General features: G+C 36.7%; 13 protein-coding genes. 1 reads left to right on the forward strand and 12 read right to left on the reverse strand.

Annotated elements, in window-relative coordinates; genetic code table 11:
- Positions 1-219: 219 nt before the first annotated feature.
- Entirely contained in the window at positions 220-1752 is a 1533-nt protein-coding gene (locus ACODR7_RS19290) for a M20/M25/M40 family metallo-hydrolase (RefSeq protein ID WP_488841632.1), read from the reverse strand.
- Between the two features lie 392 nt (positions 1753-2144).
- Positions 2145-2909, reverse strand: coding sequence for a type I methionyl aminopeptidase (gene map / locus ACODR7_RS19295; RefSeq protein ID WP_488841634.1), 765 nt, complete (start codon positions 2907-2909; stop codon positions 2145-2147).
- 457 nt (positions 2910-3366) lie between these two features.
- On the opposite strand from map, the gene ACODR7_RS19300 reads away from it, so the two are divergent.
- Positions 3367-3777, forward strand: a complete 411-nt coding sequence (locus tag ACODR7_RS19300; protein WP_465090620.1) for a helix-turn-helix domain-containing protein — start codon at positions 3367-3369, stop codon at positions 3775-3777.
- Between the two features lie 225 nt (positions 3778-4002).
- Here the strand turns inward: ACODR7_RS19300 and ACODR7_RS19305 are convergent, their stop codons facing one another.
- The 10 genes from ACODR7_RS19305 to ACODR7_RS19350 form a co-directional block, all read right to left on the reverse strand.
- Positions 4003-4608 carry a hypothetical protein gene (locus tag ACODR7_RS19305; RefSeq protein ID WP_276967983.1) on the reverse strand — a complete coding sequence of 202 codons (606 nt, stop codon included), beginning with the start codon at positions 4606-4608 and terminating at the stop codon, positions 4003-4005.
- Complete coding sequence (locus ACODR7_RS19310) at positions 4580-5590, reverse strand: M91 family zinc metallopeptidase (protein ID WP_488841637.1); 1011 nt, start codon at positions 5588-5590, stop codon at positions 4580-4582. Before ACODR7_RS19310 ends, ACODR7_RS19305 begins: the two co-directional genes overlap by 29 nt.
- A 482-nt stretch (positions 5591-6072) precedes the next feature.
- A complete protein-coding gene (locus ACODR7_RS19315; protein WP_488841639.1) occupies positions 6073-6495 on the reverse strand; it encodes a hypothetical protein in 423 nt (140 codons plus the stop codon).
- 4 nt (positions 6496-6499) lie between these two features.
- Positions 6500-10054 carry a DUF6443 domain-containing protein gene (locus ACODR7_RS19320; protein ID WP_488841641.1) on the reverse strand — a complete coding sequence of 1185 codons (3555 nt, stop codon included), beginning with the start codon at positions 10052-10054 and terminating at the stop codon, positions 6500-6502.
- Between the two features lie 8 nt (positions 10055-10062).
- On the reverse strand, positions 10063-14160 hold the full coding sequence (locus ACODR7_RS19325) for a DUF5977 domain-containing protein (protein WP_488841643.1): 4098 nt from the start codon (positions 14158-14160) through the stop codon (positions 10063-10065).
- A gap of 10 nt (positions 14161-14170) precedes the next feature.
- A complete protein-coding gene (locus ACODR7_RS19330; RefSeq protein ID WP_488841645.1) occupies positions 14171-15778 on the reverse strand; it encodes a T9SS type A sorting domain-containing protein in 1608 nt (535 codons plus the stop codon).
- A gap of 260 nt (positions 15779-16038) precedes the next feature.
- A complete protein-coding gene (locus tag ACODR7_RS19335; protein WP_488841647.1) occupies positions 16039-17496 on the reverse strand; it encodes a TolC family protein in 1458 nt (485 codons plus the stop codon).
- The gene (locus tag ACODR7_RS19340; protein ID WP_488841649.1) at positions 17468-20659 is read right to left on the reverse strand and encodes an efflux RND transporter permease subunit; all 3192 of its coding nucleotides are present in this window, start codon (positions 20657-20659) and stop codon (positions 17468-17470) included. Before ACODR7_RS19340 ends, ACODR7_RS19335 begins: the two co-directional genes overlap by 29 nt.
- A 21-nt stretch (positions 20660-20680) precedes the next feature.
- Positions 20681-21763: an efflux RND transporter periplasmic adaptor subunit gene (locus ACODR7_RS19345; RefSeq protein ID WP_488841673.1), complete on the reverse strand. Its 1083-nt coding sequence runs from the start codon at positions 21761-21763 to the stop codon at positions 20681-20683.
- Between the two features lie 148 nt (positions 21764-21911).
- The gene (locus ACODR7_RS19350) at positions 21912-22298 is read right to left on the reverse strand and encodes a hypothetical protein (protein WP_488841651.1); all 387 of its coding nucleotides are present in this window, start codon (positions 22296-22298) and stop codon (positions 21912-21914) included.
- Positions 22299-22605: the final 307 nt, after the last annotated feature.

A 22605-nucleotide genomic window follows, 5' to 3' on the forward strand; every position in this document is an offset into this window, starting at 1 on the left:
CGCTAAGGTTCGCAAGGTTTGTTGGATAACGTTTTATATTTTGTTCGCAAAGGCAATTCGTTCAGCCAAGACCTTACTGTATACATTGCTGAGTGAAACGCCTCTGCGATCGAAAGAAATTTAACATCATAAAAAGCTTTGCGAACACAGCGTTTAATAATATACGAACTTACATTAAAATTCACAAGCGCAGCGGATTGGCCATTCACTATTGACATTTTACCTGTCGTAATTCTTCATAATATACTCAAAGTAGTGAATCATCTTCAGATAGTTTTCAATGCTAAGGTATTCATTGGTGCTGTGAATACTCTGTTGTTCGGCAGTGTTGATCTTGATCGGCATGAATCTATAGACATTTTTGCTTACAATCTCATATTTACCGGCATCCGTTCCAGCCATAGTAAGATAAGGGGTAACAATGGCTCCGGGATGAATTTCTTTCACGCCGGCTTCTATTATTTTAAAAGCTTTGGTATTGGTTGGAGAAATAGCAGAGGCTTCCCTGGTATTGTCAATTTCTTCTACCTCAACATCAAAACCTTCAGTGGCTTTAGCAATATGGTCTCTTACATCTTTCAACGAATTTCCTGGAAGCAATCTGAAATTGACAACAAATTCCACTTCGGGAGAAAGCACATTGGTACCGTCACTTCCCTTCATCATCGTTAAAGCTGTTGTGGTTCTTACCAAAGCATTGGTTGTATTGCTTTTGGTAAGCTGGGAGATCAATACCGGTTTTAAAAGCCATTGATTGGCCAGTGCCATTCTTGTGGTAAAAGGCATTTCACCTCCGATATTAGTAAAAAATTCTTTGATTAAAGGGGTAATAACAGGCTTCATCTGATGATCTTCCAGACGCTGCATGATGGCAGCTGCTTTCCCGATAGCACTTTCCATAGGAGGCATAGAAGAATGCCCGCCAAGTCCTTTAACTTTTATTTTTGCGGAAAGAAAACCTTTTTCTGCACACCCTACAACAGCCACATCCGTATCAATTCCTGCTACATTTCCTTTTCTCATAATTAATCCGCCTTCATCATAAACAGCATCAAACTTCAATCCTTTTTTCTTAAAATAATCTGCAATCTGCATTGCTCCTTTTTTTCCACCCACTTCTTCATCAAAACCGAATGCAAGATAAATATCACGTTGTGGAGTCTGTTTATTTTTAATCATAGAATTCATGGATTCCATTAGGGAGAAAAGCATTCCTTTCATGTCTATTGCGCCTCTTCCATAGATTCTTCCATTGGCAACAGCGCCTGAAAAAGGGGCAAAATCCCAGTCTTCAGCAACTTTTGAAACAGGCTCCAGCGGTTTATCATCCGGGCGGAATACATTTTCTTCATTGTTCTTTATATCAGCATCTCCGGGAGGCACAACATCCATATGGGAAAGGAATAAAATGGGTTCCAGCGCAGGATTGCTTCCTTTAAGCCTGAACACCAAGCCATATTGATTGACTTCAACATTTTCGGTATTCTGATAGACTAATGGATAAGAGGTTTTTAAATAGGATTTGAACTGTTCAAACGGCGCATAGTCGAATTCCCCCAAACTCCCTGTAGAAACGGTTGGTACTTTTATTCCTCCTGAAAGTCTCATGACTGCAGAATCATTTTTTACCGGTTTCCAGCCCTCGCCTGCCCCGATATTATTTTTCTTAAACGGATAGGTGTAAGTTTTGATCAATACTACAGCAGCCAGAATGACTATAATTCCCAAAATGATTAAAAGAAATTTTTTCATAGCAAATAGTTTGTGAGGTGATTTTATTCTATAAATATAACAAAGTATTTTATGCCCAACAATTTAAAGTCTGGCTTTTTCATCAATGGAACATTTACAGCAGATTCTTTGGAGTATAGATAACGGAGCGTTTTTATGGTAAAACGCAAAGTTTTCTATTCTTAAAAATGAATATAAGGGAGCAAATCTGGAATCTACAAGTTGATTGGATGAAGCTTTGTGGCTTTATAGTTTTTTGTGTTTTGTTTTCAACGCAAAAGCGTTAAAGGATTATATTCTGATGCATATTTGTAAGGCGCAAGAAAATCAAAGATTTTCACCAGGCGAATTGCAATAACATTCTTGTGCCTTAAAAAATGATTATGATTGTTTTCGCACCGTTGCGGTTTCTTTTAATTCAGGATTTCATTCATTTCGGTTAAAATGATTGGCTTTCCATCGGTGATTACAATGGTATGCTCGTGCTGGGCCATGTAACCGCCTTTATTGCCTACCATAGTCCAGCCGTCATTTAATTCTACTGCAAGATTGGAATCCGTGGAAATAAAAGTTTCAATAGCCACCACAGAGTTTTTCTTAAAACGTCTGGAATCATAGCGGTTTCTGTAGTTCAGTAATTCATCAGGCTGCTCATGTAAACTTGTTCCTACTCCATGGCCCGCAAGGTTTTTAATGACTTTAAGACCTCTTTTCTTTGCTTCTGTTTCCATTAAGTGTCCTATATCTGCTATTTTTACGCCGCCTTTTATGTTGTCTATAGCTTTTCTCAGGATATCTTTGGAGGCTTCCACCAATTTTTGATGTCCGTGAATATCTTCTCCGATCACGAAAGAACCTCCATTATCTGCCCAATATCCGTCCAACTCTGCAGAAACATCAATATTGATCAGATCTCCTTCTTTCAAAATCCTTTGATCTGTGGGAATACCATGGCAGAATTCATTATCTACGCTGATGCAAGTCCAGCCCGGGAATCCATAGGTCAGATAAGGTGCTGATTTTGCCCCGAAACCTTCAAGAATTTTAGCCCCATACTCATCAAGATCTTTTGTGGTGATGCCGGGTTCAGCATAATCCATCATTTTCTTCAGCGTATAAGCAACGGCTTCACTTACTTTTTGCATTCCGATCATTTGATCTTCGCTGGTAATTGACATATTTATTTGATTATTGTTGATTCTTACAAAGTTAGAAAATTAAAATATTCTAAACTGATCTGTTTTTATTCACCAGATCCAAAAGAGGCTGTCCAAACTTTTTGGACAGCTTCAATTTTTGCTGATTTTATTCGTACCCATATACAGGAGGAGTATATGAATATTTGATTCTCAGAGAGTGTATTCGACTTTTAGGACACTCTCTTTGTTTATCTGCCACACGATACAATCGTGCGGGAGCGGGGGTTTGAAGGTATTTCTTAAATGGCTATAACCAATTAATGAGCGGCTGCAGACACTTTCTATAGCAGCCGAAAGCACTTCCGACGCTGCTGAAGACAGTTGATACACCAGTTCCCGGCACTTTAACAGGTATAACAGGATATTTTACAGGATATTTTTTAACCTTTACTTTACAGAATGTATTATCTTTGAGTCTTCACAAATTGATTAAAGAATGGACTACAAAATACATCAGGGAAGAAATGTAAAACGTTTCAGAGAAATGCTGGGCATCAAGCAGGAAGCATTGGCGCTGGATCTGGGCGATGACTGGAACCAAAAGAAAATTTCTTTACTTGAACAAAAGGAAACCATTGAAAACCAGCTGCTGGAAAAAATATCCGAAGTACTGAAAATTCCTGTAGAAGCTTTTCAGAATTTTGATGAGGAACAGGCTGTGAATATTATAGCGAACACTTTTTCTTTAGATAATGGTTCAATATTCAATGCCCATAATACTAATCCTATATTCAATCCAATAGAAACTATCCTTAAACTTCACGAAGAAAAGATAGCTTTGTATGAACGTATGCTGAAGGAAAAGGATGAAATGATGAGCAGGCTGGAAAAGCTGCTGGATAAGTAAGAGCGTTTATAAGAAATATGCTTTTAATAAAACGAAAAGAGGCTGTCCAAAATTTTTGGACAGCCTCAATTTTTGCTGATTTTATTCGTACCCATATACAGGAGGAGTATATGAATATTTGATTCTCAGAGAGTGTATTCGACTTTTAGGACACTCTCTTTGTTTATCTGCCACACGATACAATCGTGCGGGAGCGGGGATTACACCTCAAACACAGATATATCATTAAAAAGTAATAACTTTTTTTGAAAACTTATAATTACTAAATCCCTTTTTATTTGCAATTATATCATACTCTTTTGTATCTTTTGGTAATGCCTTGAAGATTTCTTCTTTCATTTTACTAAAATACAAATATAAATACGTTTTATTTATTGTATTCGATATAGGGATATTCTTTAATACAACCTTAGTTTTACCCTTGGGTATGATAAAAAGAGTAAATGATTTATTTGTATTTTGTACAGGAAAATCATTCATAGGATCTTGAACAGAATCTTGAATAGAATCTTGAATATAACTGATACGATCTTTAAAGAAAAAATTATAGTCAATAATAGTTTGTTTATCTTTCTCAATGACTTTTGGGTAAGTCTCCTTTTCTTCAAAGTCATCATAATTATATAACATTACATATTTATCATCGTTATTATTTTCTACTGAAATTGAAATATTATATAATGCTTTTTTCTTTTCAACTGATAAAATTTCAACTGAAAGTTTATCAATTTTAGCTTTTTCTTGAATAATTTTATTTTCCTTACATGAAAATAAAATTATAAATAGTATTGTCATTATACTTTTACCTAGTTCGACCTCTAAAACTTTCATATGATGCTCTTAATTTAAGTCCATGCTCTTTTCTTATCTTATTTTCTGAATATCCATCCTTACCTAAAAATCCGGAAAATCCAGATGCTCTAAATTCAGATTTAGGATATGTTTCTGTTAATTTTTTCCCTTTCAAATCTGAATAATCATGTATGGCATTAGTTTTATTCAGTGTTCCATTAAAATGATCTTTAGCATGTATTAATTCATGTCCTAATATAATAAAGTTTGGTGCTGTTTCGTACATAGTTTGTCCATCTTCTCCAGAAACCCGTACATCTTGTTTCCCTTTAGGGTTAAATGTTATATCAGAATCTGTTCCGACACCATTTGATGCTGATTCCTTATTTTCAGCTGTGGCAAAATTACTTTCACCTATTCTTATATTAACATTATGTTCATCAGTTATTAAATCTCTTATCAATTGAGTTCCATTTTCATACTTACCATTTTTTTCAAACTTCTCAATAAAAACATGAGTTTTTCCATTAACACCTTTAACTGTTGTTAACTTATCTCTTGTTAATTTTTGAAGATTTGCCATGATAGCATCAATGTCTTTTTGGTCGGTTCCACTGGGAATCGTAATATCTTTATTTTGCATTCCGTCCGGATCGATAAATCTAATCGGGTTATTAAACGCATAAGTATAAGGTGACCAACGACGTGAAGTTTCCGCCAGCGGATCTACGACGCCCCATCTTCCGATGTCAGCCATATAAAACCTTGCCCCGTAATCATACATTCCGGTCTCCTGCAGTTCCTTCCCATTATACTTGTAGTTATAATAACCTCCAAAGTTTGAGTAAGAAGACCCTCCTATATGGTTTAATCCAAATGGATAATAATTGTTGGTATCTGTAACTTCAAGAACCCCTTCGCTGTTTTTGGAAAAGCTTACCCTGGCATTCCCAAGGTGATCTCTGTACTGGTAAATATAACGGTTTTCTGTGAAACTGTAAAATCCTTCTGCTGTAGGCACAAAATCAAGCCTCCATTGTGGAGTTAAGTCAATATCAGGGAACAGAAGCCCCGTATTTTTATAGGCCTGATGTTTAAAAGCTGTTTAATCTGATTAAAAACTATAAAAGCATTATTTCTTAAGAAGCTACTTTTGAGGATAAACCGGATTTTAAGAAACCTGATTTGATTAACATGCATAATGGGGGAAGCTCAATCAATGATCTTTAAAATGCCGGATCAAATACTTATACTTACCAACAAAAATTTAATTTTTTTTAATAAAAATGTAGCCGCATTATAAAAGCACACCCCCCCGCAATTTTGCAAGGGTTGTTTTTTTATCTGCCACACGATACAATCGTGCGGGAGCAGGGTTTATTAAAGCTGCTAAACTTAAAAATATTGCGGCAATGTAGTTCTGTTTCCGCATACAAAACAGAATATCATATAACACAAAAACCTCGCATTTTGCGAGGTTTTTTATTTATCTTCGAGGGGTTTTTATATAGACTCTGACTTTATATATTTCCTATCAATAAATTTAATCAAAGAATAATCTTTAGAAGTTATCTCCCAAAAACCATCATCAAAAAATTCTAAACATATCTGATTATTTTTATAAGCATCCATTTCATCAGAATACATTTTTATGTTTTGTCTAGCATTATCTATCAATATTTCAATCTCATATATTTGTTCTATATTGATTATTGCCTCTAAAAATAAATTCAAATCTGTGAATATAGTTACAGCTTCTGATAATTTATCATTAGAGTAGTCTATAGTTGATCCATAGAATCTCACGATTCCAAAATTATATGATCTATATTTAGAATCAAATTCAACAATATCATTTAAAAATGATATTAACTCCGTAACCTCACTTTGATTACTTTTAATTTTTATTTTTTTATATTCTGACATAATATTAATCTATTGGCAAAGCTGTTTTCCCTCTTGATTTTGCACCTCCTGTTGGATTCGGTTGCCATTTATGCTTATGTGGATTCGGATGATTTTGGGGACGTCCATGATCTGTCATGTCGTAATCCCACTCGGGCTCCCCATTCTTAAACTCTCTTCCTTGCCTATAAGCGCCTTTTCGTCCTTGTCTTGTGCCTAATTGTGTATGGTGGGTTCCTGCTGCTTCAGGATCTTCTTCTGCGTGTCCATGCTTACTCTTTCTTAATGGATCATCACTTGTTCTTCCATCATCAGGTACTTTTACTCCATTTACGTCTTTATCTTCTTCAGCTGTATCTTCAGTTTTTAAATTTCTGTAACCTGCACCAGGATCTGCAATAGTGGTGTATCCTGTACTTGGAGGTGTAAACTGATTAACCGTCCACCAAACTCCGGCTCCTATTAACATTGCTGCTGCTACAACATCGGCAGGACCGGGAACAGGTGAATCTGCCTGTGAAACCATTAAAGCCATCATTGCTAAGTTTCCTGGTCCGGAATCACTACTTTTTGCTTTTCCGGTAAGAGTAACTTCTTGAATTTGTATTTCTTTTACAGCGGTATTCGTGTCAGGCTCATAAACATACACATTGTTTGGATCATTAATATAAGGTTGAAATTGTGGCGTATTTGGACAGGTAGGACACGTTGCTAATTCTCCAGTCATTCCTGTAGGGTCCCAAAAACTTATAGGATTATTCCAAACGTAGCTGTAAGTTTCATGAGTGTATTGGCTTCTTGGATCCACCACGCCCCATCTTCCTAAGTCAGCCATATACATCCTCGCTCCATAATCATACATGCCACTTTCCTGCAACTCCTTTCCGTTGTACTTGTACTGATAAGCATTCTGAGTTGTAGCGGTGTAATTATGCAATAATCCGAAAGGATAATAATTATTTACTTCTACAATTTCTCCCGGTCTCCAATCATCTATACAAAGCCATCCTGTACAGTTTGAAGCATTGTATTGTCTGGGTTGGATAATTCCATCTCCACTGATATCACTATAACTTAACCTTACGTTTCCTAAATGGTCTGTAAAATTATATATATATCGGTTCAACAAAGCATCATAATACCCTTCTGATGTAGGAATGATTCTTAGTTTTAATTCCGGAATTTCATTAGGATCAGGATGGTAAGTACCTTGTCCATTCCATAATTCTATACCAAATGTACTCTTATACTGAAATCCATCCAGATAATGGGTCTCCAAATTTTTAAAGAGCTTCTTCACCTTTACTCCATCTGCCCGATAAGTGTATTGGGTGATATTGGAGTTTTGGGTAATCTGTTTAGGTAAATTTAGATAATTATATTGAATTGATGAAATACCTTTATCAGGATGGCTGATCATATTTCCATTTCCATCTACCGTATCATTATCATAACCTATAATATTGGGAGTTAAGGAATAAGGATATCCCGAGGAATTCTGCTGCTGATCTGTAACTTTAACCAATTTATTTCCTGCATAATCGTACTTCAGATTATCAATCATTAAAGTGGTGTTACTTCCTGGAAGCAACCCTTGAGTTCTAACCAGATTCAGGATATTTCCATTCATGTCATAAGCCAGAAGCTCATTGTATTCTTTTGCATAAGGGTTTGTATCTTTCTGATAAAAACCACCTGTAAGTCTGTTTAAACCATCATATGCGTAGCCATATCTTTTTAATGGTTCATTATCTTCTGTAAGGGTTTTCCAGGATACTTCAGCTATATTTCCGTTGTATCTCGGCTTTACTTTTTGATTTGGATAATCTGCATTAGGAATTTCCAACCCTTCTACTTTATTATAATTGATCTTATATCCAAAAAGGTCACTTCCTAAGTTGGCAGGATCATTAATCTGGGTCATCCAGCCCCGGATATTATACTTGTAATCAATCTGCTGAAGCGGGGAAGAAGCCGTAACTCCTCCTACTTTCTTAGATTCCAGCTGGGAAAGTTCATTGTATTTATTCTGAGCAAGAATTTCTACCGGATTACTATCCACCTGATGCTTATGTGCCAGCAGCCTGTTCTGATGATCATACTCAAAGGTTTCTGTAATGACTCTTTCGGTATCAGAAGTAAGTCTTTTATGCTTTGTAATGGTCTGTTGTGATAATCCTGCAAAATCCAGTTTGGATTCTGTATGGGTGTATCCCCCCAGATGATTGATGGAGTAGCTTCCAATCGCTCTTCCCTTCCTGTCATAATAGGTATAGTTCTTTGTCCAGTTATCATCCTCAATGTTCTTTACCAAACTCATCACAGGAAGTCCTTTGGTGCTTCTTCCGTCAGCCGTAGGAGTTTCAGTCAATGTAGATTCTCCCTGAATCGTTGAAGGAAAGGCAGGATTAAAGCTGTAGGCAGGATAAGAGTCGTAATAATTAATACTTAAAACCTGGGTAACGTTGGTGGGAGTGGAAAGCTTGGTATAATATACAGGCATACCGTTTACGGTAAATCCGGCAGCAGCAGTCTTAGTCTCATATAAATTAGTATTGACATTGATACTGTTTTGCATTGATGCTCTGCTTGCTGCATTATTGGTAATTCCAGTGTAAACAACTCTTCCAAACTGATCATATTTGGTAAAGAGCCATTGCCCCTTTCCCTTAAGGACTGTATCCTGGGTCAGAATAAGCTGATCTGCTTTATTATACACCATATACTCCCAGCCTTTGCCGGGAAGTTTCTTTTCTATCAATCGTCCTCTGCCATCGTAACGGTACTGATAGCACAATGTATTGAGCAGATCATTTGTAAGAGGTTTGTGAACAGCCATAGGAGGTATGACAAAAGCCAGCTGATCATATTCATTATACACATAATAGGTATCGATATGTTCTGAAGAACTCTTTACTTTTCGAACTAATACAACCTGACCTTTACCATTTTTAAATTCTATGGTTTCATTGTCATCCTCATCTTTTACAGCGTTTTTATAAAGCTGGTTAGGGGCATACACTGTGGCAGGCGATAAGCTCAGTATACTTTTAGTAGCCCCATCTACCCAGCTTGTGGTGGTGGTAAACTGATAGACTTCATTCAATCCGTTGGCGTCATAGCTGAACTTCACAGGTTTTCCGTTCCACTCATTGCCCACCTGTTTCTGTTCCAGAATCCTGTCCAGAGGAGAGTTTTCCAGCACTTTTTCAGAATAGATCTTTTCATTCCCATAGGTGTTAGGATAAACACCCAACGGCCCTGAATAATAGTTTCCGTTACTTGTGGAAAGTTGGGGAACAGGAAGATAGTCTTTCACCTGCCTTCCGAAAGGATCATATTCTATATGGGTCACTACATCACGTCCCAGTGGTGAGGCTTTGACATTAACAATCTGCCTGGGTCTTCCCAACCCGTCAAAATACTGAACGGTTTCTGAAGATTTGGTAGCCGTGGCTCCGTTATAATCCAGATACGTTTTACTCTGGACATAGTTTTCCGTATTGGCAATAGTGGAAAGCTGGGCATAAGTAATCCCTGTAATAAACAGAAAGCTGATTAGGATTATTATCTTTTTCATGGTTTGTTTTATTTTTGGTATTGGAAGTTAAAGTTTAACGGATTACTAGAAGACGGATCAACCGTTCCCGATAGCAGTGTAGCATTACAATTTCCCGCAGTATCTACAAATACTTTCCATTGACGACCAGATTCGCTAAAATTTATTGTACGATTAACAGATGGTATACAAGCAAATCCTACTTTCCCGATATTTATTCCGTTTGACCAGCTCTGCCAAATGCCATAACCCGAGAATGATACATAGAAGTTGACATTATTATTAACTGTTGAGGTGGAGTTATAACTGTACTGAGGACTCCCTATAACAGAAGAAAAAGTAAAATTACAAGATACTACAGGAGTACAGTTACCATTTTGATTAGCTATATTCTGACCATTGATATTAATATCATCTAATGCTTTTTGGTCTGCTGCCAACTGACTAGTATCTGAGATGTATGTTCCTGCTGGGACAATATAAGTATAAGAACCCCCAACCATATTTTCAGAACAATTAGTTCTTGTGAAAGTCTGACTCTTTTCAGCATTAGAATAAGATGTCGAAGAATTATTTCTATATCTATACTTGTATTCCTTTAATACTTTATTATTTATGTCTACAATTTTTTCTAATCTATTGGTAGTATCATATTTATAAAGTTCTCTAATTCCTGATGATGGTGTAACGCTTGTCACTCCAATTAGAGGATCATATGTATAAGTAGTAATTTGATAATTAGCTAAATTTACATTTTTCCTTAAATTATCTTCTGCATTTAGAAGAGCTTGTTCATTTGATGGATTTAATGCGTCATAATCAGATGCATAGATTATATCATTGATATACATTGCAATATTATCATATTGTGCACCTTCAATTTTTGCTATAGGTAATGAGGAATTATAACCCCAAATAATTGATACAGGTATTCCCCCCTTAGGAGTATACTGAAGAAGATTTCCTTTATCATATTTATCAAGTCTAATTTCTGTAGCTGTACTGTTATTCGACATATCATATGAGATCACTGATTTTGGAAGTACAAAATTACCTATCTGACTATCAGGCAAAGAAGTCGGATAAACAGTTTCCGTCTTGGATAAAGCTTTTGTAACTCCATTATTTGTTTGTGTGGTAATAGTTTCCAAAGGAATCCCAACCATATTTTTACCAAGCAACAGTTGATTATTTTTTTCTTGGGCATAATTATAGGTTGTCTCACTGAATGATAAATCTGGATAGGTTGTTTTTTGAATACTTGGTTGATACTTATTATTATATGTGATTATTTTTTTTGTTTCAACATAATTAGTTGACCCCACAGGAAAATATTCTTTTTCAGTTGTTGACTCTAATAAGGATTTGTATAAATTTATACTATAATTATGGATCAATCCTCCAAATCCAGAATAATTAGTGGAAGCTGGGTTAAAATCAGGAACATAACTTGTCACAGGATCTAGTATAGCAGCAGGTATAAAGTAGGTGTTAAGATTATCAGGATAATTAAATTTATACTTATACGATATTTCTCTAAGTATTCTATTTTGATCATCATATATAATTTCTTTTGAAATATCTCCATTGCCGATAAAAGAAGTATTTCCCCTTGGTATCATCGTAAGACATGACTGTGCATAACTATTTGAAAAATAACTTTCCGTCTTCCCCTTTCCTACTATATGTTCTACAACCTTGCTATAGCCAATCTGTCCACCTTGAGGAAGCGTAGAAGTACTTTGAGATGGCGCTCCTTCAAATACTGAAACCTTAAAAGGTCGATCTCCTCCATTAGTATTCATAGAGCATGCAGGGTTTGCAACAAAATTAAATCCATAAGCTCGTTCAATAAAACATCTATTCTCAATCTCAAAAAAATTCGGAAATTGAGCCAAATTACCATTGGAGGTTATTTTTGTTCCATTATTCTGGAGTTCATCATAAATATAATTTTTTGTAATTGGATTTGATCCAGCTGCTTCTCTAGATTTAATAGTTTTTATTCTTACCCCACTCCCTGAACTGTAATTATATTCTATGTTATTAATAATACTTTTTTCGTTTATATAATCAATTTTGTATGAATTTGAAATTGTACTGTTATTATTAGGTTCTTGTATATTGCCTGAGGTAAAATCAGCGTTATAGGAACTTCCTATCTCATATGTTCCTTGTTGTAATAATATACTATCATTAAATTCATAAGCTGACATCGAACCTATATTCGGATTATATATTTTCTTTACAATCTGACCTGTTGACTTATCTTTAATATATATCCAAAAAGATAGAGTTGCTAATCCGTTTAAAGATGATAAGTAGAAAAAATCAAATTTTGTGTAAATGTTTATTTTAATATCATTTCCAATCACTTTAAATTCATTAGAATTATTTGTATGCATTGCATTTCCACTCATAAGATTAATATTGTGAAATGATGCCACTTCTTTTCTTGTATTGTCATTTATTAATGATTGTATAGGAAAATTTGAAAAAGTATTGGGCTCATACTCATAGTCTGTTTTCCCACCTGTTGGATATTTTATAGCTGTTAACATTCCAGCTAAAGAGTATAATGATGCCCTTCTATCTGACAAATAATGTTTTCCATCAACAGAATAATTTCTATAGATACGAATATCTACATCATTAGTATTTAGTGGTGGGGCTGTTTGATAGTACCAGTATCCAGTTTGATCTCTCTTGATAGAGTTTATATTATAAATGACTTTTCCCTTTAAATACTTTTCTGGGTCTGGAATATATGTATCACTATTTTCTTTCCCATTAAAATATCCCCAGAAATCCGTTGAAAAGCTTAATTTATTAGGTAAATTATAAGTTGTATTATATTCAAAAGAATATTTTTCGTTAGTTATTGACTCTGTAACATCCAATAAACGTAGCCTGTGAGTAAATATTTTATTATCAGCAGATAACCAATTTGCTATTGGGCTTGTATCCAAATTATCGGTTGCTACAAAATAATCATAATTGAAATCATACTGTTTAATTAATTTATAATTATTATAGATCCTAATTGATGACAATTTTTTTGAACCATTTACATCATCTCTGTCAGTCCAATGAAATTCTATTTTACCATTTGTAAATTCTATTTTATCAAGATAACTTTCACTTATTCTTTGCTTGTTATACTCTGTAAGCCCCACCATATTATTAATGTGATTAGATGGTTGTTGTCCATCAGCATAAGTAAAATTTACCTTTGTAGTTTTAAATCCTGCCAATCTGTCTTTATTAACGATAGTTGAATTTGAATAAAGAAAATTAATCTTGTGACCTTTTACATCTTCTATTTTACTCAAATAACGGGAAGCACCTGTAATATATGTTCCTACCTGTGGCCAGGACAAATCTGCATTACCATCAAAATAATAAATTAAGCCTTTATCATCAATTACTTTAAATGTATTTGCTCCTCCAGAACTAGGTTGAAAACCGCTTGGAGGAATTACTTTAAAATCTATATTTTCTTGACCTAAAATTGCAAATTTAGCATAATTAGTTTTTACTGTTTTCGACATGTCTAAATAAGCTTTATATGTCTTATTGGGTAAATTAATCAAAAATAAGTCGGGCTGAAAATCATACCCAATGTACAAAGAATTTGTAATTGCGCTAAAATCATTTGTAAAAAATGAATTTATTTGTGTACTTGTATTCCAAGGTACAGTCGGGCAACCTGATACGGAGCCAAGAGCTCCAATAGCATTTTTAGGGTACGTATTATAATATCCATACAAGCTAAAATCATTTGTTCCTGCTATGATATGAGATACCATACCACCATTATTAAGTGTCCAGCCTAAGCCTACAGAAGATGCTTCATCATTTACTTTAATTCCACCCGCATGATAAGAAATCGAAATGGGAACTTCAATATCTCCCTCTTTAATAGTATAAAGAGGAATACTAATGTTAGGTACACCTGTATATAATGATACTGGAGTTTCTGCGTATCTAAACAATGCAGCTGCATTAGGTGATTGTACCGCTGTATTGTTGACAGCATTTTGTATTATGGATGAGTTTGTCTGAGCTTGAACCTCTGTAAACATCATAGACAAACTCGAAATTAAAATTATTAATTTTTTCTTCATGAAAATAGTTTTATTTCTTAATCAGTTTAGCATTCGCTGTTTTATTATTATCCGTTTTTATCGTCACCAGATAAGCCCCTTGCACTAAAGCCTGGGTATTAATCTTCGTGACTCTGTTCTTTGTTTTTAGATTCTGCAGCTGTCTTCCACTCATATCATACAACAGAATATCAGCATCCTTGAAATCAAAGCCGATTTCCACATACGCATAATCAGAAACAGGGTTCGGATAGATTTTGATGTCATATTTTTCGATCAGTTGATCAACCTGCTTATCTCCCAGCTTCACAATCTTCCAGTTTTCTTTGCCCAATTCTTCTGCACTGGTTCCGGCCAGAACAATAGAGCCGTCTCTGTTGAGCTTTAAGTCAGAAAGCCTTTCCTCTTTTTTTCTGGATTCTCCGGTGATATGCTTTCTCCACTGTTCATTGCCGTTTGGATCAAGGTACAGCATCCAGAAAGTTTCGTCATCGGTTTGTATTCTTCCTTCGGCCTGGGTATAGCCTCCCAGCAGAATGCCTTTAGACTTCTCGCTTCCATCTTCCATCTTCCCGCTTATCACACTCATTCCCATCAGGATATCTCTGTTTTTAAAATTGTAGGATTTCTGCCACTGTTCTTCCCCTCTTTCATTCAAAGAGATCAGCCAAAGGTCAGTTCCTTCTTCAATACCTACCGTTTTGTTGCCTGATCTTTCTGATCGGGATTCTCCGCCAATGATAAATCCATTGGAAGTTAAAGCCAGGGTTCTCAAATGATCATCACCTTTCCCTCCAAAATTCTTTTCCCATTCTACTTTTCCGTTTTTGTCCAATTTGACAATCCAGTAGTCGCCTTCACCGAAGTTGCTGCTGGCTTTGGAATAAGAGTCGAGCTTCACACCACTTCCAGCCTCCAGCTTCCCGCTTCCTGCCTTTACTTCAGAACTCCTGGAATAAATTCCCAATAAAGCCCCCCCATCTCTGGTTGGAATCATCTTCTCTACTTCATCTAAGCCTTTTCCACCTAAAATGAACTGGGAAAGTTCTTTTCCGTCTTTGTCTAATCTGGTAATTAAAACATCTTTTGAGCCGTAACCTTTTGAAGAATTATGTACGTTTCCGGCAACAAAAAATCCTAAATCGGTAGTTTGAATAACAGATCTTGCTTCTTCATCGGCTGGTGAGCCAATGGTTTTTTGCCATAATTGGTCACCAAACTCATTAATTCTGATCAACCAAATGTCTGAACCTCCTTTGGAGTCGTCATTTTTATCTAATCCTTTTCCTGAATAGGATGTTCCCGCTAAAAGAAATCCGCCATCCTGTGTGGTAACGGTAGCGGAAAGGTAATCATGATTTGATCCTGAGAAATATTTCTCCCAGACTTCTTGTCCTTGCTGATCAAGTTTGATCAAGTGAAAATCGTAACCCGTGTTTTGCTTACTTCCAGCCTCCAGCTTCCCGCTTCCTGACTGTATAGAACTTCCTGTAATCAGATATTGCTGATCAATGGTTGTAGTGACCTGGCTTAAAAAGTCCTGAGTAGAGGATTTGATGTCTTTCTGCCATACCACTTCCTGAGCAGATAGGCCCAGGGCTGTGCATAAAGTGAATGCACCGAGATAGATTTTTTTCATTCTATGTTTTCTGAGTTAGTAATTAGTTTATTAAAACGCCGCAAATTTAACACTTTTTAAGATATGAAAATCACTTTTATGTGGTATCCTGTAAATCATACTATTTATAAGTAAATTCTCTGTATATTTTCATTCTGTTATGAGGCAAAAATATCGACTCATAACGACAAAACCTGTCGTATTAAAAATAAAAAGGGCCAATCCTAAAAGAATTGGCCCTCCAAAAAACATTAACTGTTTATTGATAGAATTATGATGTTTTATTTCCAGCCTCCACCTAAACTTTTATAAATGTCGACTACTGTGCTGAGCTGTTTTTGTTTTGCTTCGATAAGCTCCATTTTAGCATCCAATGCATCTCTCTGATTCAAAAGAACTTCAAGATAATCTGCTCTTGAATTACGGAACAACTGATTAGCAATATCGATAGACTGATCCAGGGCTTTGGTTTCCTGTGACTTCAACTGATAATACTGATCTATATTTTTAACCTTCGACATCAGATTGGCAACATCCAGATAAGCATTCAGAATAGTTTTGTCATATTCGTACAACGCCTGAATCTGTTTGGCATCTGCGGTCTGGAAGTTCGCTTTTATCGCACTTTTATTAATCAGCGGCCCTGCCAGTTCACCTGCCAGATTATAAGCAATGGATTCCGGCAATTTAACAAGATAGGATGGTTTGAAAGCCTCCAGTCCTAAGGTTGCTGAAATTTCCAAAGAAGGATAGAATTCTTTTCTTGCAGCTTCCACATCCAGTTTTGAAGCCTTCAATTCCAGTTCTGCCTGTTTGATATCAGGACGGTTGGCTAATAGCTGAGACGGAATTCCGGTATAAACCGTTGGAGGAATGGTAGACATAAAGTTTTCCTTTGTTCTCACGATTGGTTGTGGATACCTTCCCAGCAAAGCATTGATTTCATTTTCCTTCTCTGTGATCTGCTGACGGATTGTATATTCTGCGGCTTTAGATTTTGCCAGTTCTGCTTCAAATTTCTTGACAGCAAGTTCCGTTGCTGCAGCGGCTTCTTTCTGAATTTTGGAAATTTCCAATGCTCTCTGCTGAAGCTTGATATACTGCTGTATAATATCCAGTTGATTATCAAGTGCCAATAACTCATAATAATTATCCGCAACTTCTTCAATAAGATTAGATAAAACAAAGTTTTTCCCTTCCACCGTAGAAAGATAATGAGCTACTGCAGATTCTTTCTCCGTTCTGAGTTTTTTCCAGATATCAATCTCCCAGCTTGCATTTAATCCTGCTTCAAAATTCCCAAGGGGATCCGGCATTTCTTTTCCCGGTTCAATTTGTGTCGTTGCATCACCTGCTCCTTCACTGGTGTAGCGCCCTGCTTTTTTTAATCCTGCTCCTACTCCCGCAGAAACGGTTGGAGTCAATCTTCCTTTTTTAGCTAACACACCACTTTTCGCAATTTCAATCTCCTGAAGTGTGATCAACAGCTCCTGATTATTCTTTAAAGCCGTTTCAATAAGGGTTACCAGGTTTGGATCAGTAAAGAATTGTCTCCATGGTGTTGTTCCGCTATTGCTGTTAGCATCCTGCTGTTCTTCCTGATTAAAGTTCTGAGGAATATTTTCTTTTACCTCGTCTTTTATGACAGTCGCCATCGGCGCCTTACAGCTTGCAAGTAGAAGCGATAAGGCAATGGCTGTGATTATATTTTTAGTCTTCGAATTTTCCATCATGTTCATAAGGTTCAGTTTGTTCTGTTAAAGGATTCTCTTCTTCATATCTCGCCAATCGTGACTTATCAGCAATTGTTCCGAAGATATAATACAGTCCGGGAATAATCATCAATCCGAAAATAGTCCCGATTAACATTCCTCCTGCCGCTGCTGTACCAATGGTTCTGTTACCCACTGCTCCAGGCCCGGTTGCAATCACCAATGGAATTAATCCTGCGATGAAGGCAAATGAGGTCATCAAAATCGGACGGAAACGAATGGCAGCTCCTTCAATAGCAGCTTTTGCCACAGGAATTCCCTCTTCTGCTTTCTTCTGTACAGCAAATTCAACAATCAATACGGCATTTTTACCCAGAAGTCCGATAAGCATAACCATGGCCACCTGTGCATAGATATTGTTTTCCAATCCTAAAAGCTTTAAGCATAAAAATGCTCCAAAAATACCTACCGGAAGGGATAAAATAACCGGTAGCGGAAGGATGAAACTTTCATACTGTGCAGAAAGGATCAGATAAACAAATCCTAAACATACCAGGAAGATAAATACGGCTTCATTACCACGGCTTACTTCATCTTTAGAGATCCCCGCCCAGTCGATACCAAAACCTCTTGGAAGTGTTTTATCCGCAACTTCCTGAATTGCCTTAATCGCCTGTCCACTACTATATCCAGGTGCCGGAGTTCCACTTACCTCTGCAGAGTTATACATATTATGTCTGGTAATTTCGGATAATCCATATACTTTTTCCAATCTCATGAAGTCTGAATACGGAACCATCTGATCTTTATCGTTTTTAACGTATAGTTTCAAAAGATCTGTTGGTAAGGCACGGTATTGAGGGCCAGCCTGAACAATTACCTTATACGGTCTGTCAAAACGGATGAAACTCGTTTCATAATTGGAACCGATCAATGTAGACAGGTTATCCATCGCTTTTTCAATAGTGACTCCTTTTTGTTCTGCAAGATCATTATCAATTTTAAGCATATATTGTGGAAAGCTCGCAGAATAGAATGTAAATGCCGACCCAAGTTCAGGACGCTTCTTAAGCTCCTTCACAAAATCATTACTTACCTGCTCCATTTTATGGTAATCTCCACTTCCCGCTTTATCCAGCAGACGAAGTTCGAACCCTCCTGCTGCTCCATATCCCGGTACGGAAGGCGGTTGGAAGAATTCTATATTGGCTCCCGGAATATTCTTGGCTTTTTCCTCAAGTTTTTCAATGATTTCCGCTGCGGATTCTTTACGTTCTTCCCAGCTTTTAAGGTTGATCAGACAAGTTCCTGAGTTGGATCCGGTACCTTCCGTCAAAATTTCATACCCTGCAAGAGAAGAAACAGACTGTACGCCGTCAATATCTTCAGATTCTCTCAAAAGTTCTCTGGCAATCTGATTGGTTCTTTCCAATGTTGATCCCGGAGGTGTCTGAATAATGGCATAAATCATCCCCTGGTCTTCAGCAGGAATAAACCCTGAAGGTAAAGAATTGCTCAGGAAGAATGTACAGGCACAAAATGCTAACAGCAATGGCAATGTTATTGTCTTTTTCGTTACCGTTTTATTCAGCATTTTCTCATATCTTCCGGCTCCTTTTGTAAACAGGTTGTTGAATTTATCAAGGAAAATAGTAACCGGAGTTTTCTTCTTAGCTTTTCCATGATTATTTCTTAAGATCAGAGCACATAATGCCGGTGTCAAAGTAAGTGCCACTACTCCTGATAAAATAATGGATGAAGCCATTGTAATCGAGAACTGACGATAGAATACCCCAACCGGTCCGGACATAAATGCAATCGGAATAAATACCGATGCCATTACCAGCGTAATGGCGATAATTGCTCCACTGATCTCATGCATTGCTTCTTCCGTGGCCTTCAATGGGGAAAGATGTTTCTCTTCCATCTTGGCGTGAACAGCTTCAATAACTACAATCGCGTCATCTACTACAACCCCGATCGCCATTACCAAGGCAAAGAGGGAAATCATATTCAGGGTAATTCCAAAGGCGGACATCACGGCAAATGTTCCTACCAATGAAACCGGAACGGCTAATGCAGGGATCAATGTTGAACGCCAGTCTCCAAGGAATAAGAATACCACGATGGCAACCAAAATGAAGGCTTCAAATAAAGTATGGATTACTTTTTCCATGGAGGCATCCAGGAATCTTGAAACGTCATAACTGATGTCATAATGCATTCCCTTAGGGAAATTATTTTTTTCAAGATCTTTCATCAATGCTTTCACATTTTTGATAACGTCACTTGCATTGGATCCATAGGATTGTTTTACGGTGATCGCAGCTGAAGGTTTTCCGTTCAATGTGGAATAAATATCATACATGGAACTTCCAAACTCTATATCGGCAACATCTTTCAGTCTTACAGATTCTCCGTTCGGTTTTGCTTTTAAAATAATGTTTCCGTAATCTTTTTCATTATTGAAACGACCAGGATATTTTAATACGTACTCGAAAGACTGAGAGCGTTTTCCTGAACTTTCACCTGTTTTCCCAGGGGAAGCTTCCAAACTCTGCTCATTCAGAGATTCCATTACTTCATCTGCTGAAATATTATAAGCTGTTAACCTGTCCGGCTTAAGCCAGATACGCATGGCATATTCACGGGTTCCCAGGATATCGGCAAAACCTACACCGCTTACCCTTCTCAGTTCAGACATTACATTGATATCCGCATAATTGAAAAGGAATTTCTGGTCAGCTTTAGGATCGTCACTGTACAGGTTAATGTACATCAACATGTTAGGTTCTTCACGCGTGATCTTTACCCCTTCGCGCACTACAAGAGGCGGAAGTTTATTGACTACTGAAGATACACGGTTCTGAACATTTACCGCTGCTACATTGGGATCCGTTCCCAGATCAAATACAATCTGAATGGAAGCTTCCCCGTCATTTCCGGCATCTGAGGTCATATATTTCATACCGGGAACTCCATTTAATCCTCTTTCCAAAGGAATTACTACGGATTTAATCAACAATTCGTTGTTAGCTCCGGGATATTCCGCGGTGATATTTACTTTAGGCGGAGAAATGGATGGGAACTGTGTCACAGGAAGTTTTACCAATGACAGTATTCCCATAAATACAATAATCAATGAGATTACTATAGACAGAACTGGTCTGCGAATGAATTTCTTAAACATACTGCTTCATTTTAGAGACGACTACTCTGCTTTTAATTTCAATGATTGAAGAACTTTCTTAGGATCCTGGAATTTTGTTTTCACTTTTTGATCATCCTTTACTTTCTGAACTCCTTCCAGAAGAATCTGATCTCCTTTTGAAATTCCTGATCCTACCACATACAAATCCTGAAGTTCATAGGCCACTTTGATATTTCTGGATTTTGCTACCCCATTTTTATCAATGACAAATACATATTTCTGATCCTGAATCTCATAGGTTGCTTTCTGAGGAATGATCAGAGCATTATGAACAGGCATAGACATCTGCACTTTTCCGGTTTCTCCGTTTCTCAGAAGTTTGTCCGGATTAGGGAATTTCGCACGGAAAGCAATATTTCCTGTTTCGTTATCAAATTCTCCTTCAATCGTCTGAATTTCTCCTTTTTGTGTATATGTTTCTCCGTTTGCTGTAATCAGAGAAACCTGGTTACTGCCTCTGTCTGCAGCATGAGTCTGATAGCTTAAATATTCCGGTTCTGAAACGTTGAAATACGTATAGATACTTGTATTATCTGATAACGAAGTCAACAGATCGCCTTCATCTACAAGACTTCCTAATTTCAGAGGAATCCTGTTGATAATACCTGAGAACGGTGCTTTGATATCAGTAAAAGAAAGATGGATCTGAGCCAGTTTCATCTCTGCATTGGCGGCATCCAGCTTGGCTTTTGCCATTGCTTTTTCATTTTTAGAAACGATATTGTTTCCCGCTAATGTACTTGCGTTTTTCAGCTCAATGGAAGCCTGTTCCACTTCTGCTTTTGCTTTTAATAATTCTGCCTGATACAATTTAGGCATGATCCGGAACAATGTTTGTCCGGCCTGTACGTATTGACCTTCATCTACAAAGATTTTTTCCAGGAAACCTTTTTCCTGAGCTCTTACTTCAATGTTTTTTACAGATTGAATCTGGGCTACATATTCTTTGTTGATTACGGTATCCATTACCACAGGGGATGTCACCGGATATACGGTAACTTCTTCTTTTTCTTGTTCTTTCTTATTGCAGCCAACCGCCAACAGAAGGGCACTCAGCGCAATTCCCGAAGCAACTCTTTTTATCATAATTCTAGAGTTTATATAAATCGTTAATGTTTTGATAGAAATAAAACGGTAATAAATGAGAGGTACGTGTGATGATTACCGGTATACACAGCGCAAAGTATTCCCACCAGGAATCTGGCAGAAAAATAAATAGAACGGAGAATTTTTAAATTCTAATGGAACGGATAAGAATAAATCTTTTGGTTGCTAAACCAAGAACAAAGCCATGAATATCCGGTTTTGACCGTTTATAGCTTTTTAACCCAAAAATATAGACAAGACTGAAAACTCCGGCAAATACAACAATAGCCTGCCATACATCAGACAGCTGGAAATCATTTTCGGTAAGTTCTAAAGTGGAATTGTCTACACTATCGGCCATTTGCTGAACAGAGAGTTTTTCAAAAGTCTGATTCAGTCGGTTGGCTTTTTTCGGCATATGATGAGAAACATGACCGTTATAGTCATTTCGGAGCGTTTTAACATCAAGTCTGCTTTCTACTACAAAGAGCAGAAAAAGACCGGTTAAAAAATATACTATAAAGTTTCTCATTTTGAAGTCGCAAATGTACACCCAGATTATGATACTATCATAGCAGATTAACAAAATTTAACTCTCCTTTAAAATACCTGAAAATAAAAGTCTGGAAAGTTTTTAACATTTCCTTTATTTAAGCATAATTCAAGCAATTTGAATCCTCCATCTGTGCTGATTTAAATTTTCAAAAAGTAAGCCACATTTGTTGATTTAAGGAAATTTTAATTTTTAAGTTGTTGCTTTTTTGAACATTTTTAAGTGGCCAGGTCCTTTATTTTGATAAATCCACTCCTCCAATCTAAACTTTATCATAATTTCAGTT

This window comes from Chryseobacterium sp. FG46, from assembly GCF_057809135.1.